The following is a 15,760-nucleotide window of genomic DNA, read 5'->3' on the forward strand; positions in this document are numbered from 1 at the left end:
ATGACTATTAAATATAAGCAGGTTTTTGTTATCTGCATCATTTTGTTTTGTTTGTCCTGCGGGCACTCCGCAAACGCACAGTCCGCAGCCGAGTTTCGCAGCCAGATAGCGGTAAGCACAGTGTCGCCTAATTCTGCCAGCCTTGGAAAATTTGGCAATATCCCGGTAAGTTATATAACTGGCGTCCCATCTGTAACCATACCGCTTTACGAGATTAATGCAGGTAAGATCAGGCTTCCGCTGTCTTTGGACTATCACGGGAGTGGCGTTAGAGTTGACGAACTGTCCTCGAGCGTAGGGACAAGCTGGGCAATGAGCGGAATTCCAGAAATGACCAGGAATATGGTGGGGCTGCCGGACGAGGGAAACGGGGGCTATTTATCTGCTATGCCATTTGATTCACTTTACAGCTATTACAACGGGATATCTTATGGCACAAACACCGACACGCGTTTCGCGCAATACATGTATAATGTTCGGGATAATTTTGCGGATACCGAGCCTGATGTATTTTCTTATTCATTGAATGGCAGCAACGGGAAATTTATATTTAGGCCGAATGGCACGATCATGCAGATTCCAGTTACCAACAACAAGATCGAAAGGATTCCGGGAAACAATTACAAGATAACGGATGCCAATGGATTTATCTACATTTTCGATCAGCAGGAAACGACGCAAATGGTTACGGCATCTGCCACAAGCGCCTATCCCAGCACGTGGAAAGTTTCCAAAATAATTGATCCAACACTCGCGGATACTGTTTACTTTAAATATACGCCGAATAGCGGCACAATCGAGCGCAGTTGGAGCTACACATATACCCTGGGTAACAGGCCGAGCGGAAATCCGGATGCGGCAACAACGCTTTCGGATGCCAGTGGCGAAAATTCGTCAGTGTCGCAAATATCCCATTCCTCCCAGTTTCCAAACGAGATAGATTGGCGAGGGGGAAAGGTGACCTTCAAAAATATGTCAGATCGTACAGATCGCAGTACCGAATTACGACTTGACAGTGTGAGGGTATATTCCAAACTCAATGGGGCCTACCAACTAATCAAAAATATTAAGCTCAACCAATCCTACTTTTATAGCAACCCTGTTTCTGGAAAGATGCCCGATTACCGCAATTACCGGCTCAGGCTTGATTCGGTGACTTTTTTTTCGGTTAGTTCAACACTATCGCCCCAGCAGTACAGTATGACCTACAATAATACCCCCATCGCGCCGAACGAATCTTTCGGGCAGGACATTTGGGGGTTTAATAACGGCGCCTATAACAATACCACACTAATGCCTCAGCAAAGCGTATCATGGAAGAACTCCTATCCGACTATTGGCGAGGCAAATATGGACCCCGATTCCACTGGCGCATTCGTCCAGGCCTGCATGCTTCAATCGATCAAGTATCCTACCAAGGGAACAAGTGTGTTTACTTTTGAACCACACCGTTACCCTTTGGATTACCAAACAACAAAGTTACAGTCTGTTTATTGCGATGCATATGGCAGTGTTCAAACCACGAATAGCACATCCTTTACACCTACAGCAAACCAGTCTGCTTTCCGTTATAGTGCTACGCTTTCTCCCTATAACTATCCCGGCGTTACTGACCGACCACAAATTAAGATGATTGACCAGACGACAGGCCAAACAGTCTTTCTGGTTAACAATGTCAGCAATCCCAGCCAGAGCTATAGTGTAAGTAATATAGCCCTTAACTTGACGGTTGGCCACAATTATGTTATAACTACGACTATTTATACAACAGATTCCAGAGTTCAGGCAACTTGCACAGTATCCTGGGTAATCCCGGTAAGCGGTACGGTTATTAAAACTGGCGGCGGGTTGCGGGTAAGTTCGATAACTAATTACGACAACAATGGCAGTTTTATTAACAAAGAATTATACCAATACAATAATGACGGAATAGGGAAGCTGTTGCAGAGCGCATCTTACCTTGCTGTTAACTATGACTACCTGTTCTATTCATTTGGCTATGCGTATGGCAACTCAGTTGCTTGTGCTGAAGCTACCGGCGATGTCGACATAGTATACCATGCTAAAAGCGTGTATCCAGCAACACAATTTAGTGGTAGCCCGGTGGTTTATGGAGCGGTGACTAAATACGACGTAGATGCCGCTGGAAACCCGAACGGTAAAAGTGTTTTCAGTTATGATATTTACGATGATCAGGCCGGGCTTGCTTCGACTGATTACGGTTCGATAGGTATCTGGTTGATTTCCAATCTTTGGAAGAATGGTTTTATGAACCATGAGTATGTTTACAAATCTACGGAATCGGGTTACAGTCCGGTAAACATTAAGCAATATAATTACCAGGTTTACCGCCGAGATACTTTATTGGGGCTTAAGATCAAGCCTTTATATATTAAAATGTCAGGTTGCGAGGTAATCAACAGCGTCAATACAAGGTATGGCCCGGTAAATACGCCCAATGACGGCAACCATACACACTTTTTCATGGGCCGCGTTCCAACCTACACAGGTTCAATGCTGCTACAATCAGAATCGGATACCACATTTGATAACGCCGGCAACAAAGTAGTTACTCAAAAAAATAATTATTATGATGACGTTACCCATATTTTTCCAACTAAGACGGAGGTATTCAATAGCAAGAACGAGATGCTGACTAACACGATCAAGTACCCGCATGATTTTGCATCAGGTACCAATGTGTACCAGAAAATGCTGGGCCGAAACATCGTTTCACCAACTGTAAGTTTTCGGCAACTGAAAAACGGAACGCAATTGGAGCTTGCCAATATCAATTACAATGATTGGTTTAGTAATAGTAGTGTACTACTGCCACAAACGGTTGACGAACAGGTACTGGCTAACACCATAGAAACCCGGACAAAATTTAACAAATATGACACTTATGGTAATATCCTGGAACAACAGAAGGCAAACGGCCCCGTAATGGGTTATATGTGGGGTTACTACAGCCAGTATCCTGTAGCCGAAGTCTCTAACGCCACGAGTAGTCAATTTTATTATGAAGGGTTTGAAGAAAACATAGGGCCAAATGTTTTGACGGGGACCGCACATACTGGAACACGATTCTACAACGGCACGTATACGGTGAGCTGGACGAAGCCCGACACCAGGGTATATATGATATCCTACTGGTATAAAACAAGTAGCGGCGTATGGACCTACATGCCTGAAGCCACTTACAACGGCCCTACTCTTGCCCTGTCTGGTGGTAATGCCTATGATGATATCAGGATATACCCGGCAGATGCGCAGATGAGTACCTACACCTACGCCCCCTTAGTTGGTATGACAAGTATGACCGATGCGAAGGGCCAGACGACGTATTATGAGTATGACGGTTTCCAGCGATTGATCAACATCAGAGACAAGGACGGAAACATAGTAAAGCATACGGATTACCATTACCAGGGGCAATAATCAACCTATCAACCTTAAAACAAACATTTATATGGCCATTCACCATATCACCATAAATAACAGGCTACGGCAGTTAAGTTTGGCTTTAAGCCTGATGTTTTGTGCATTCAGCTTACAGGCCCAAACCTACCTGCCGTCCCCGGCCTCGCTTACGGGAACGCCGACGGCCGGCTCCTATTACAATAACAGCAGGATCACTATAACGGCCCCGTTCAGCTTTACGGCAGCAAGCGGGAGCAGCCTGATGTTGTATATTGTAAACCAAGACTGCGTACCGCTGGCCAGTCTGCCAGGCGCGGCGCAGAACTATATTGTCACGTCGGTACCCCGTGTCGGCGGGTTTCAGAACTCGGGACCTGCTGTGAATACGGGCGATTTTGCCAACCGTACTACCTGCGACCTGATGCAGACGGTACAGTACTTTGACGGCCTGGGCCGGCCGTTGCAAACGGTTCAGGTAAAAGGCTCCACAGGGTTGAAAGACGTGGTGCAGCCGGTAGCCTATGACGCGTTTGGCCGCGAGGCTACCAAATACCTGTCTTATGCCTCGCCATCGGTAGATGGCAGCTATAAGTCCAATGCCATCAGCAGCGAGCTTGGCAGTTTTTATGGCAGCGGCACAAGCGGCGCGCAGCAGAGTAACAACAGCGGCATAGTGGTTAACCCCTATCCGTATAGTGTTACCAACTTTGAGCCCTCTCCCCTGAACCGTGTAACAGAGCAGGGCGCGCCAGGTACCCCCTGGCAGCCGGTAGCCGGGAATACGACCGGGCATACCATGAAAATGGTTTATACCACCAATAACCTGGCCACCGATACGGCTTCCAACATGCGGGTGACGTTGTACAACGCCCCCATCAACAGCGACCAGAGCCATAGCCTAACGATAGGGAACAGTTCCGGAAACTATTACCTGGCCGGGCAGTTAACCGTAACCGTGAGTAAAGACGAGAACTGGAAAAGCGGCCGCGGCGGAACAATAGAAGAGTATAAAGATAAGGAAGGGCATGTGGTGCTGAAACGGACGTTTAACTACATCCCGGCAGTGGGCAACACGCCCGCGTTGCTGCAAATGCTGAGCACGTATTATGTATACGACGACCTGGGTAACCTGGCCTATGTACTGCCGCCGCTGAGCGCTGCCGATAACGGGATCACCACGGCCTCCAACCAAACGGTAATTGACAATATCTGTTACCAGTACCGTTATGACGAGCGCAACCGGTTAAGCCGCAAGCGAATTCCGGGTAAGGATTGGGAGTATCTGGTATATAACCAGCTTGACCAGCCGGTACTGAGCCAGGATGCCAACCAACGCGTAAATAACCAGTGGACGGTGACCAAGTACGATGCCCTGGGCCGGGTGATCATGACGGGCTTATGGACGGATGCCTCGGCATCGTCGCAGGCCACATTGCAAGCCAATATCTATGCCGCAGTCCAATGGGATGTACGCAATACGGCAGATGTAACAACGGGCTATACCGTCAGCAGTTACCCGGCTATCAGCAGCTATTTGAACATCAGTTACTATGACGATTACAGCTTCAGCAATATCACCGGGCTGCCACCGGCATTTAGCGGGGTGCCCACAGGAGCTAACGCGCAGCCTAAAGGGCTGCTTACCGGGAGTAAAACCAATGTGCTGGGCAGTACCAATATGCTGTGGGATGTAAGTTACTACGATGGGCTTGGCCGGAACATGCAAACCTATAAGCAGCACTACCTTGGGGGAACGGTTAACGTAAATAACTACGATGTCATCAATAATACCTATGACTTCACCAACGCGGTAACCGCTACCACCCGTAAACATTATAACAGTACGAATACCACGGCCCCGGTATTAACGATAGCCAATACATATGTTTATGACCATATGGGCCGTAAAACGCAAACCTTCGAGCAGATTAACGGGGGGACAAACGTGTTGCTGAGCCAAACGGACTATAACGATATCGGTCAGCTGAAAACCAAGCACCTGCACAGCACGAACGGCGGCAGCACCTTTTTGCAGAATACGGACTACGCGTACAATGAGCGGGGCTGGCTAAGCATGCTCAACGATGTAAGCAAGGCACCGGCGCCGGATAAACTGTTCAGCATGTCGCTGAACTACAATACGCCGGTAGCAGCCAACAATGGCAGCCCGCAGTATAACGGTAACATAGCCGAGCAGTTATACAATAAAGGTACGCTGGGACAAAAGTTTGTAACGTACAATTACGACCAGCTGAATAGGTTGACGGCGGGTAACTCTCAGGAGGCATTCAGCGAGAACGGGATCAGTTATGATGCGAACGGCAATATCCAGGGCCTGACGCGTTTCGGGCCGAATGCGGGAACATTGACTTATAACTATGGCGGGACGAATCGTTTGGCAAGCGTAAGCAGCAATAACGGGAGCGTGGCACGGAGCTACGGTTATGATGGGAATGGTAACGCGACGAGCGACGGGCAGGGCAATACGATCACGTACAACCTGCTGAACCTGCCGGCAACGATTACCGCAAAAAACCTGAGTTATGTTTATACGGCATCGGGGGAAAAACTGCGTAAGATCGTTAACGGTACAGTAACGGAATATATCGGGGGAATCCAGTACACGGGCACGGGTATCGACTTTGTACAGACGGAAGAGGGTAGGGTACTGAACCCGACAAGTTCACCGAACTACGAGTATACGCTGACGGATCACCTGGGCAATAACCGTTTGGCGTTTGACCAGGTAACGGGCAAGGTAGGGGAGGATGATTATTATCCTTTCGGGCTGAATGTTCACCGTCAAATAAACTCGGGAAATCATTACCTTTACAATAAGAAGGAGTTGCAGGATGAACTGAACCAGTATGATTATGGTGCAAGGTTCTATGATCCGGTGATTGCAAGGTGGACGAGCGTTGATCCACTGGCGGAAAAAATGAGAAGATGGAGTCTGTATAACTATGGTTTGAATAACCCTATTAGGTTCATTGATCCAGATGGAATGGAGCCACAGGATGGAGGTAATCCCCGGTCAAATACCGTTGTGCTAAAGCCTGGCGGAGGCTACGAGACAAATTTTAATGTTCAAAAACATGCAGAAATACCCATACCTAGTGCCGACGAGGTAAGTAATGGGTTGGGAACATTAGGCACCGGCCTTACAACTGCTGGTTATATTACTGCACCGATTGGTGGAGCGGAACTTATACCAATTGGAGAGGGGATAAGCACAATCAGCACCGGAATTTCGGTAGTAAATGATGTTAAAGATCACAAATATATCAGTGCCGTAACAACAATCGCGTTAGATAAAGGCTTTGGAACGCTTGGTAAGCTGGTTGAGAACGGTAAAAACATATCGAAGACCGGGAAACTGATACTAGGCGGAACACTTTTTGCAACCGGGAAGGTCACAGATTTATTTGTGGATGCAATTAAGACTGATATAGATCAAAAACAAAAAGTTAATCCTCCCCCTAAACTTGCAAATTCAGAACATAACAAAAAAGTTGAACAATACACACAGCAATATTTTAAGAAAAATAAAAAATAACTTATTTCTAAATATGAATATAATATATATATTATCCGGAATCGCATTATCAATATACGGAATCTGGTTTTCAATAAAAAAGATAATAAATATAATAGGCGGAAGAGAAAGTTTGTTAGGCTCAGACATAAAATTACTCGGTGTAGGCATAATAATGATAATATGTGGAATAATTATCATTATGCAACATGTTTAAAAGTTATCTTATAGGGAATAAAACGCAGTTGTTTGTAGTCTTCCGCTGTTCGAATGTCTCTGACTTCGAACGGCTATGCTTGTAGTTTATAACTACTGTTGGATTAGATAAACGTAAAGTTGTAAAATAAACGAAGCCTGGCTCGCACCTTGTTGGTGTTCCCTCACCGCACGCTGTTGTGTGTTTTCACCAACAGCAGGTTCGTGATGTAAGATGCTGTAGCAAGGGTAAGAGTTACCCGGGGCAACCTTAACATCGGGTTTTTTGTGTAACGGAATTTCGCATTAGCGATTGCAGCGGATACCCGCCCTGAGCCAAAGGACTGTGGGCGTATGAGCGGAAAGCGCGACCCCACTTCTACCGGCGGGGAAATGCCATTGTCAAAATAAAACTTTCGAGTGTTCCCCGCATATCCAATACGCCGGCTTCGTGATGCAGGATGCGGCAGCACGGGAAAGACCCAGCTGCCGCGAGTTTATAACTTTCCCGCTGTCCGTAGAGTTCGGCTATTCGAAAGTCTCCAACTTCGAACGCCTATGCCTGTAGTTTATAACTACAGCGATAAAGGTTGTTGGAATATTATATGACCTCGGCTGGCACGCACGTGTGTTTCGTTCAATGAATAGGCAAAAACACCAGGATGTTTAAATGAATCCGGGTGTTTTGCTTACCTACAGATTAGCTTAAAGAAGAGAAACGGCTACCGGCCTGTGACCAAGGCCTTGTGTGGTATGAGTGAATAGCCTGACTGCAGCTTCTACCATCGTTGCCAATAGTTTGTAACTGGTGAGATCGCAATTTAGCTAAAATGCAAACCATGTTTTTTGTAATTTATTGATAATAAGATGACTGTAAAATGTGTTTTTTGAATTATGTTAAGTTATGTTAACCCAATTTCGAGTTGCAGGCATGCTTCTAAGCCGGCATTCAGAATACTCCCGCTGCCGCGAGGTTATAACTCCTGCCTTAGCGTAAAGCCGCTTTCTGTGTTAGCATGCTGGGTGTTCCCCCTGGTTTCTATTGAAAAGTATTACCCATCTGAAACATAGGCAGGTACATGGCAATCATAATAACCCCAACCAAAAAGCCCACTACGATAATAAAAAGCGGTTCCATAATGCTGCTCAAGGAAGCCGTCTGGTATTCTACCTCTTCGCCGTACTGTTCGGCGATTTTAGCAAAAAAATAATCCAGTTTATTGGATTCCTCCCCAATTCGTACCAGTTGAATCATTTTGGATGGATAGATTTTGAATTGTTGCAGGCTCTGGTTAAGCGATTTACCATTGAGGATATCATCTTCCACTTTTTGCAGAGACGATTCAATTGGATACCAGCCCACCATCTGCTTACTAAGCGAAATTGCCCTCAATAAGGGTACATGCGCGCCGGTAAGGAGCCGCATGGAGTTACAAAAACGGCCCAGGTAAATTTTCTTCACCAGGTTGCCTGCCACAGGTAGTTTTAATACCAACCCAGATGATACCTTGCGGTAGGTCTCCGTTTTGCGAACACGAAATAAGACCACAACAATGGCGGTGATCAAGATAAAAATCGGGAAAAAATATTTTTCCATCCCCTTGGAGATGCTGATCACTAATTCGGTGATCCATGGAAGTTCGCCGCCGAAACGTTTTAAAACATCTGCGAACATGGGCACCACCACTTTGAGCATGAAGTATACTGCCCCAAAAGATGATAGCAGTACCATGCAGGGATAGGATAAGGTTGAAATGATTTTTCGCCGTTGTTTAATCCTGCCCTGGTAGTATTTTGCCAGATCTTGTAAAACTACAGCCAGCTGCCCGGTTTCTTCACCAATTTGTATACTGTATACTTCGTACAGCGAAAATTTGCCCGATTTTTCTAATGCTTTAGATAGGGCGATCCCGTTGGTTAATACGTTTTTTTGAATTACCGTGAATAATTTGCGGTCATTTTCGTTTTCCTGCTCCGCGGTTACCAGTTCCAGGCTGGTTTTCAGGTTAATGCCGGCCAGTAGGAGCGAACTGAGCTCAAGATACAGGTACTCTTTTTTCTTATCGTTCAATTGACCGTTACCAAAGCTGATGTCCTGGTTTAAAAATGCCAGCAGGCCGCCCTCCTTTTTAGGTTCGCTGCTTTTAGGCGCTTTCTTTTTTTTGTACTGGCTCAGGTCAATCGTTGGCATCGGTATCTTGTTCAAAAAGGTTAACAGCACTATAGGGTTTATAATAACGGAGCGTTATTTTCTCGTTTTGAAAAAACAGATCAAGATCCAGTTCATCCACTCTGGCCGGTTGATCACTCGTGAAATCCACCGCTTGCTGTTCAAATAACACTAATGTATGTTCCGTTTTAACTTTAAAGGTATCGGTAATCCCGTTAATTCGCACAATTTCATTCTTTTCAAGCAGGTAACGCGTGATATCCTTATCATTTTTTATAACGATACCCGAATCAGTCCTGGTAACCAGGTCGGCGCGGCGAAAATCCCGTTTCAATAGCAAGTCCAGTTGCGCAAGCCTTGCCGCCTCTTCGTTTTTATAAACAAATCCGTTATAGGAACGGCTCACAATAGTAAATGCCGTATAAACAATAGCAATCAGTATGGCCGAAACCAGCATAGCAATGGTAACTTCCATAATGGTAAAGGCAGGAAGCTTATGGTTTGGTTTCATTTTTATTGATCATTATTTCAGCAACTGTAGCAATCTCCTGCTGGTTATCGTCAAAGGCGGTCAAATGTAATTCTGTTAGCCCCGGCTCGTTTTCCACTTCTGTAGTTGTCGGGATAATTCTAAAGCCGTCCTGGTTAAAAGCCTCTTCCGGTAACTGGCGAGATTGCTCTGCCTGAAGCAGGATGCCTTGTAGTGTAGCCTGCGCGCGGATCTTTTTATCGGATAGCCCCTGGTTGGTGACGTTAGCAAATATCATCATAGCCATACCGAACACAACAACGATAATGACCATGGCAACTACAACCTCCATAATAGTGGCACCTTTTAGCATCCCAGGGTGCTTCATTTTACTTCCAGCCATTGTAATATCTTTTTTTCGCCGGAGGCGACTGGCACCAGGTCGGTGGCCAGGTAATAATGGGAAAGGGCCCCGGCATCAATTTTAAGATTGATCAAATAATTTTCATACCTCGTATATTCGGTCTGGTACATGAACCGCGACGTAAAAACGCTGCCCGAAATGGTAACGCTATCTTTGGTAGCTATATAGTGTTGTGCATACAGTTGCCCGTTTATTTTTGCGCCTTTAGCCAGGTTTATGGTAGCGGGTAACGCAGACGCCTCTTTTTCATATGTAAAAACGGTGCCGCTTACGTTTGCATTCTGGCCGATGTTGATCTGTGGAGGGAAGCCCACCAAAGGGGATTTATATCTCAGGATTCCTAAACACGAGGGATAGTCCAGCCGGCAGTTTTTTTCCAGGCTAATTGAATCTGCCGCGAATAATTGGCAGGTGCCCCGGAAGCCGGTCTTAACCAGGATAGCTTTGGCAAACACCAGTATATTATTGAGTTTTGCTGTGCTGTCGATAGTTAGCAGTGTATCCGCGTAAATAATAATATTACCCGAAAAATGACCGCCTTTGAATGCATCGGTGTTTTTACCAAGATTTAAAATATAAACAGGAGCCCGGAATGAGCGCGTTAATGAATCTATTTTTCGGTTGATATTGACCGAAGACCGATGCCCATTAAATAGCCGTTCCAAAATGCTCAGCCGTTCCTGGTTAAGCGCGGGCAACTTGCGTTGACTATCACGAATCTTTCCTACAATAAGTCTTTTGTCCCCTTCATAGGCCTTGTTATCTACATAAGCCGCTTTGGCACCGGCTTTGGGAAGAAATGCGTCTCCCCGTATCGAGGTTTTGCCGCTGAGGGAAAGGGAGCGATCTTCATCGATCAGGTAAATAGCAGCCCATTTGGATGAATCGATACCATGAGCAATGGAAAATACTTTATATACAGTATCCTTTGTTTGAAATGCTTCAGCAACGCCGATATCATAAATGCCCCAGTGCGTCGTTTTAAGGCTAACTGAATCTTGATCGTTATGGAATAAGCAGACCGTTTTACCTTGAAGATAGCTGGTATCCCGGGTCTGTAACAGGATATGCAATCCTGAAGACAGGTTGTTTTGCAAACGATCGAACCTGGCTTTTAGAAGATACTGACCGCGGAAGAAATATGCAGCCAGAATCAGGGATGAGCAAACCAATGCGATAACCAGCGCGATGATGATGACAATATATAATGCCGATCCTTTAAGCATGTGCTTTTGCGGCCTTGGTTTTCTTTTTAAAAATATTAATCTTGTTCAAAATAGAACGAGGTTTTCCTTCCAACGCTTTTCCGTGATCGTAATACAGCGTTTGGGTAGAATCAGGACCGATGTAAAGAATGACCGGTCCATCTAACCGATCGTCATGATATGTCCCCGTTTGTTTGAGACTGCCGTCTATATTATAAAATCTGAAAGGACCGGAACGTTTTCCTTTGTGCCAGTTAACAACCTGCACCAGTGTGCCACGCTTATTCCAGTCTTTCCAGGTGCCCTCCTTCAATCCGGCTGTAAAGGCTCCCTGCGTTCTCAGGTTATTGTCCAGGTATGATTCCGAGTAATTACCGTTTAGCAGCTGGCCGCTAAAGCCACCCTGCAAGTTATGTATTTTGTTGGCTGCGTACCAGTAATAGGTAAGGGTATAATTTGCCTCTGGTATTGAACTGACAGGAATGATCTCTGCAAGTATAGTACGGTCGGTATCCGTTATCCGTATTTTATGCAGCCCGTAATCTGGTATTTTTTGACCGAATGAGCAATGGTATACACAAATCAGAATTATAGTATAAATGAATTTCATTTAAATAGCCGGTTGAATGTGGATATACTTGGTTTTGCCCTCATGTTTTACCAGGACAGAGTCCTTCAGGTTTTTCAGCAGTTTGATTTGGTCCACCGTCTCTCCTTCATCCATTTCTGCAGCCTTGCCATTGATATGCATAAAAGCGACTAATTTTTTTGATCCGGGATTTTTAATATAACCTGAATAGCGGACAACACCCCAATTGAAGGAGATCACCGGGTTTGCCATCTTGGTCACCGCCCTTGGCTGAACCCTTAGTGAAGGCTTTATCGTGTCCTTTTTGGCTGCCAGGCCAAAGGGGTCCCGATAATTTAATAAAAGCCGCGAAGTATCCCGCGGTATGGCGTAGTCATTGAATACTTCCTTAATGGGAGGCGGCGCAATGTATGCCTCGTCTCCACCACTGCTGTAAGCAATTACGATTCGGTATATAATCATTCCCCACACCATTAGCATCACAACTATCAGCACATATGTCAATATTTTATTTTTTTTGAGCATTGCGGCTTATTTAAAGTAATACAAAATTTCGCAAACCGCTTGGTTTTCCTTCCTTGCCCGAAGCGTTAACCGCGCTTACTTTCCAGTAAAGCTGGTTGCCGGGATTTCCCAGATTGAAGTTGTAGGATGTTGTAGTCACCTTCAATGGGAAAGCATTACTGTAAAGCGTAGTAGAGTCGCTCTTAAAGACGTATAACTTGTAACTGGCAGCGCCGTCCACCGCATTCCAGCTAAGCTGTAGCGGCAAGGTTACCGCACTTCCATTCGCTGGTGATGCAAGAGTAACCTGTCCGGGGGGAGGCAACTGGTAAGTCACGTAATTTACCGCAGACCATTTGGATTGCTCTGTTTCGTTTTCAGCTCTCACCCGCCATGCGTAGGTCTGATCTTTAGGAAATGTAAAGTTTATTTGCTGCCCTGGCACAACATTATTATATGTCAAAGCATTTTCGTTGGCAAAATTATTGGTATCTATCTCCAGCTGGTATTTAGTAGCGCCAAATAAACTATTCCATTTAAAAAGCACAGTATTCTGAGTGGTAACGAAATTATTGGCGGGAGATGACAGCGTCATGGTTTGATTAGTTAATGAAGATTCTTCAACAACAAAACTGCGGGCGGTTGAATAGGCGGTTTGTGAACTTCCGTTTTCCGCCCTTACTCTCCATTGATAGTTCCCCGGCTCAAGTGTTGCTGAAAATTTGTTTCCTTTAACGAGCGTGTCCAGAATAAGTCCACCGATGGAGTCGAAGCCTGGAGCGACCACCTGTAAACGGTAGCTGAGCGCATCTTCTACTTCATCCCACCAAAAGTTGACGGTATATTTCGTGCTTTGATAGTTATCTGCAGGCGCTTCAATATTAACCTGTCTCTTGGCAATGGAGGGCTCAATGAACTCCTTGCAGGAAGACAAAAGCGTATTGGCCGTTAAAAAAAAAGTTAAAATATATAATAAGTGTTTAAGTTTCATTATCGGCCTAATTTAAGAATAAGTCGATAGAAAATATTGTGAATTTTTATGTATTTTAAAATTGCTTTAAACACTGCTTTTATTCGACCTTAATACTGGCATAATGCTAATATAAAATTGTGCCATTTTTTACAAATAGAAAGAACAACGCTTGAAAAGCGTATCAAATCTATGAATAAAGTTCCTTCCGGTCATTCGTTTTACCGATGATTCCTTTTAATAGTATCATTTATTATTGACGTTGGATTATGTTGCTGGTAACGTTGCATTGTTACAAAAAGGCGAATCAGTTAGGAGTGTAATATTCTTGGATGCAGTTTTGTTTTCTGGCAATATTTAGCTAATATTTTATATTGAGGATACCTTAAAAACTGTATTTTTACTCCTAAGCAGATATAGCAAAATCTTTATTTTAGTAAATATAAGGTATCAGCTACTTAATCCATATCACATATCATGAAAAATGTCTTCTTCTTTAGTTCTTAAAGTTTTGTTCCAGAATATTTTAGCAGCTGATACCCGCTCGATGTTGGCAAAATATAGCGATGTCTACTGGTTATGTATACTTTTTTAAATCCTTAATTACAATTTATATTCATCATGAAAAAAATAGCTTTGACTTTGTTTATCCTTTTATCGGTTTCACAATTTTTACACGCCCAGTGGACTACGAACGGTAATGCTACCTATACCTCCAACAATATCGGTATAGGTACAACTACTCCCTCATACCAGTTTCAGTTGTACAATGCTACAGGGCGTAGCACGAATAATGGCGCTTATGCTGATTTCGGATTAGACTCCTATAATAATACCTCATGGCAGGGCTCACGCCTGTATTTCGGGCGCGCCCGCGGTAATGTGACTACTCCACTTGCAGTACAGAACGGGGATTTCATTGGCTGGCTTGACTTTTATGGCCATGATGGGACCGCGGTGCAGCGGTCCGGGCAGTTGGTCTTTAAGGTTGATGGCGCTCCGTCAAGCGGTATTGTACCCGGGGCATTCGTATTTAGTACCGCTGGTTCCGATGGGGTTGTCGCAGAGCGTATGCGGATTAGCTCGAACGGCAGTGTTGGCATTGGTACTTCTAACCTCATTTCCGCTTTCCAGCTTGGCAGCGTCCAATATAAGTTTTCTGTTGGAAAGGCTGACGGTCCAAACTTAAATTATGGAACAACATATATGGGCTTTAATGCGGCAAGAAGTGTTGGAGCCTGGTCGACCGCAACTTGGACGGTTGAAGGTGATGGCTATCATAATGGTGGAGGTGTGATTTATAGCGATATTTCTGGTACGGTATCCATAGTTCCTATTGCTTCAAACGGAACAAGTACACAGACGCTTGCTGATGCAGATATTAAAAGCAAAGTTGCCTTCCGGGTTAGTGGTACTGGAAATGTGGGTGTAGGTGTAACAGACAATTCAAATTGGAATCTTGCTGGCTCAACTTATAAATTAGCAATAGGAGGTAGTGTGATTGCAACCGCGGTAACTGTAAAACTTGCTGCCAATTGGCCCGATTATGTTTTCAAAAGAGATTATACTCTACCATCACTAACCGATGTCAAGGCTTATATAGATCAAAACCATCACTTGCCTGAAATTCCATCGCAACAGGAGGTTGCTAAAGAAGGGGTTAATTTAGGTGATATGAATAAGTTGCTGCTGAAGAAGGTGGAAGAGTTAACCTTGTATTTAATTGCAGAGCACAACGAAAAGGAAGATATGTTAAAAAAAGATATAAAGCAGCAACAAGCCATTATTGAATTAAACGCCCGTTTATCAACACTTGAGCAAACCCTGAAAAATTTAAAAGCAAATTAAAATTAAAAAAAAACTCGATTTTAGTTGTTTTATTATTATTGTTTATTAGATATTTAGCAAAAAAAAATCAGAATCCAAATGGGATCACAATAAAATATAAAAAGCAAGTTATTTATAACTTGCTTTTTATATTTAGCACCAAACCATTTATCATGCCGTTGTTTTTTATCAAGTATCGGAAGATTCTCTTTGCAGCAAGTATTTACATGTTCTTATACGCTTTTTATGAGATTTACAAGGGGATTGAAGGTGCCATTTCTGTTGATAAAGCATATAAAGCTGAGGGGGTAGGTACTTTTATAAACGCCTGCTTAAGTTTGTTTGTAGCTGTGTATTTGTTCATCAATGTTCGTAAAGCAAATAAAGCAGTTAAAAATGAGCACCTATCCGGAGGAAAGTAAAAGGCCCTCTAAGCACATTGTCCCAAA

At 44.3% G+C, this 15,760-nt stretch carries 11 protein-coding genes; 4 read left to right on the forward strand and 7 right to left on the reverse strand.

The genetic code is table 11. From position 1 onward, the window contains the following. Together QWZ17_RS07905 and QWZ17_RS07910 are read left to right on the forward strand one after the other, a co-directional pair. Entirely contained in the window at positions 1-3,441 is a 3,441-nt protein-coding gene (locus QWZ17_RS07905) for an RHS repeat domain-containing protein (protein ID WP_290304573.1), read from the forward strand. 31 nt (positions 3,442-3,472) lie between these two features. Further along, positions 3,473-6,979 (forward strand): DUF6443 domain-containing protein, encoded by a 3,507-nt coding sequence (locus QWZ17_RS07910; RefSeq protein WP_290304574.1) that lies wholly within the window; start codon positions 3,473-3,475, stop codon positions 6,977-6,979. 1,213 nt (positions 6,980-8,192) lie between these two features. Here the strand turns inward: QWZ17_RS07910 and QWZ17_RS07915 are convergent. The 7 genes from QWZ17_RS07915 to QWZ17_RS07945 are packed head-to-tail and all read right to left on the reverse strand — an operon-like array spanning position 8,193 to position 13,505. Further along, a complete protein-coding gene (locus QWZ17_RS07915; protein WP_290304575.1) occupies positions 8,193-9,344 on the reverse strand; it encodes a type II secretion system F family protein in 1,152 nt (383 codons plus the stop codon). Beyond that, positions 9,331-9,834 (reverse strand): PulJ/GspJ family protein, encoded by a 504-nt coding sequence (locus tag QWZ17_RS07920; protein ID WP_290304576.1) that lies wholly within the window; start codon positions 9,832-9,834, stop codon positions 9,331-9,333. The genes QWZ17_RS07915 and QWZ17_RS07920 overlap by 14 nt, the downstream gene beginning before the upstream one ends. Further along, positions 9,818-10,195, reverse strand: coding sequence for a hypothetical protein (locus tag QWZ17_RS07925; protein WP_290304577.1), 378 nt, complete (start codon positions 10,193-10,195; stop codon positions 9,818-9,820). Before QWZ17_RS07925 ends, QWZ17_RS07920 begins: the two co-directional genes overlap by 17 nt. Next, positions 10,177-11,442 (reverse strand): hypothetical protein, encoded by a 1,266-nt coding sequence (locus tag QWZ17_RS07930; RefSeq protein ID WP_290304578.1) that lies wholly within the window; start codon positions 11,440-11,442, stop codon positions 10,177-10,179. Before QWZ17_RS07930 ends, QWZ17_RS07925 begins: the two co-directional genes overlap by 19 nt. Next, positions 11,435-12,031: a toxin-antitoxin system YwqK family antitoxin gene (locus QWZ17_RS07935; protein WP_290304579.1), complete on the reverse strand. Its 597-nt coding sequence runs from the start codon at positions 12,029-12,031 to the stop codon at positions 11,435-11,437. The genes QWZ17_RS07930 and QWZ17_RS07935 overlap by 8 nt, the downstream gene beginning before the upstream one ends. Beyond that, complete coding sequence (locus tag QWZ17_RS07940; RefSeq protein WP_290304580.1) at positions 12,032-12,535, reverse strand: hypothetical protein; 504 nt, start codon at positions 12,533-12,535, stop codon at positions 12,032-12,034. It lies immediately after the preceding gene. A gap of 10 nt (positions 12,536-12,545) precedes the next feature. Beyond that, complete coding sequence (locus QWZ17_RS07945; protein WP_290304581.1) at positions 12,546-13,505, reverse strand: fibronectin type III domain-containing protein; 960 nt, start codon at positions 13,503-13,505, stop codon at positions 12,546-12,548. A 600-nt stretch (positions 13,506-14,105) separates the two neighbouring features. Between QWZ17_RS07945 and QWZ17_RS07950 the strand changes: the two genes are divergently transcribed. Then, complete coding sequence (locus QWZ17_RS07950; RefSeq protein WP_290304582.1) at positions 14,106-15,332, forward strand: hypothetical protein; 1,227 nt, start codon at positions 14,106-14,108, stop codon at positions 15,330-15,332. A 152-nt stretch (positions 15,333-15,484) separates the two neighbouring features. Beyond that, positions 15,485-15,733, forward strand: coding sequence for a hypothetical protein (locus QWZ17_RS07955; protein ID WP_290304583.1), 249 nt, complete (start codon positions 15,485-15,487; stop codon positions 15,731-15,733). Positions 15,734-15,760: the final 27 nt, after the last annotated feature.

The organism is Mucilaginibacter flavus (assembly GCF_030409315.1).
Classification (GTDB): Bacteria; Bacteroidota; Bacteroidia; order Sphingobacteriales; family Sphingobacteriaceae; genus Mucilaginibacter; species Mucilaginibacter flavus.

Excerpts from the sequence above, each read along its gene's own strand:
- QWZ17_RS07905 (WP_290304573.1), top strand. The coding sequence starts at position 1 with ATGACTATTAAATATAAGCAGGTTTTTGTTATCTGCATCATTTTGTTT.
- QWZ17_RS07910 (WP_290304574.1), top strand. The coding sequence starts at position 3,473 with ATGGCCATTCACCATATCACCATAAATAACAGGCTACGGCAGTTAAGT.
- QWZ17_RS07915 (WP_290304575.1), bottom strand. The coding sequence starts at position 9,344 with ATGCCAACGATTGACCTGAGCCAGTACAAAAAAAAGAAAGCGCCTAAA.
- QWZ17_RS07920 (WP_290304576.1), bottom strand. The coding sequence starts at position 9,834 with ATGAAACCAAACCATAAGCTTCCTGCCTTTACCATTATGGAAGTTACC.
- QWZ17_RS07925 (WP_290304577.1), bottom strand. The coding sequence starts at position 10,195 with ATGGCTGGAAGTAAAATGAAGCACCCTGGGATGCTAAAAGGTGCCACT.
- QWZ17_RS07930 (WP_290304578.1), bottom strand. The coding sequence starts at position 11,442 with ATGCTTAAAGGATCGGCATTATATATTGTCATCATCATCGCGCTGGTT.
- QWZ17_RS07935 (WP_290304579.1), bottom strand. The coding sequence starts at position 12,031 with ATGAAATTCATTTATACTATAATTCTGATTTGTGTATACCATTGCTCA.
- QWZ17_RS07940 (WP_290304580.1), bottom strand. The coding sequence starts at position 12,535 with ATGCTCAAAAAAAATAAAATATTGACATATGTGCTGATAGTTGTGATG.
- QWZ17_RS07945 (WP_290304581.1), bottom strand. The coding sequence starts at position 13,505 with ATGAAACTTAAACACTTATTATATATTTTAACTTTTTTTTTAACGGCC.
- QWZ17_RS07950 (WP_290304582.1), top strand. The coding sequence starts at position 14,106 with ATGAAAAAAATAGCTTTGACTTTGTTTATCCTTTTATCGGTTTCACAA.
- QWZ17_RS07955 (WP_290304583.1), top strand. The coding sequence starts at position 15,485 with ATGCCGTTGTTTTTTATCAAGTATCGGAAGATTCTCTTTGCAGCAAGT.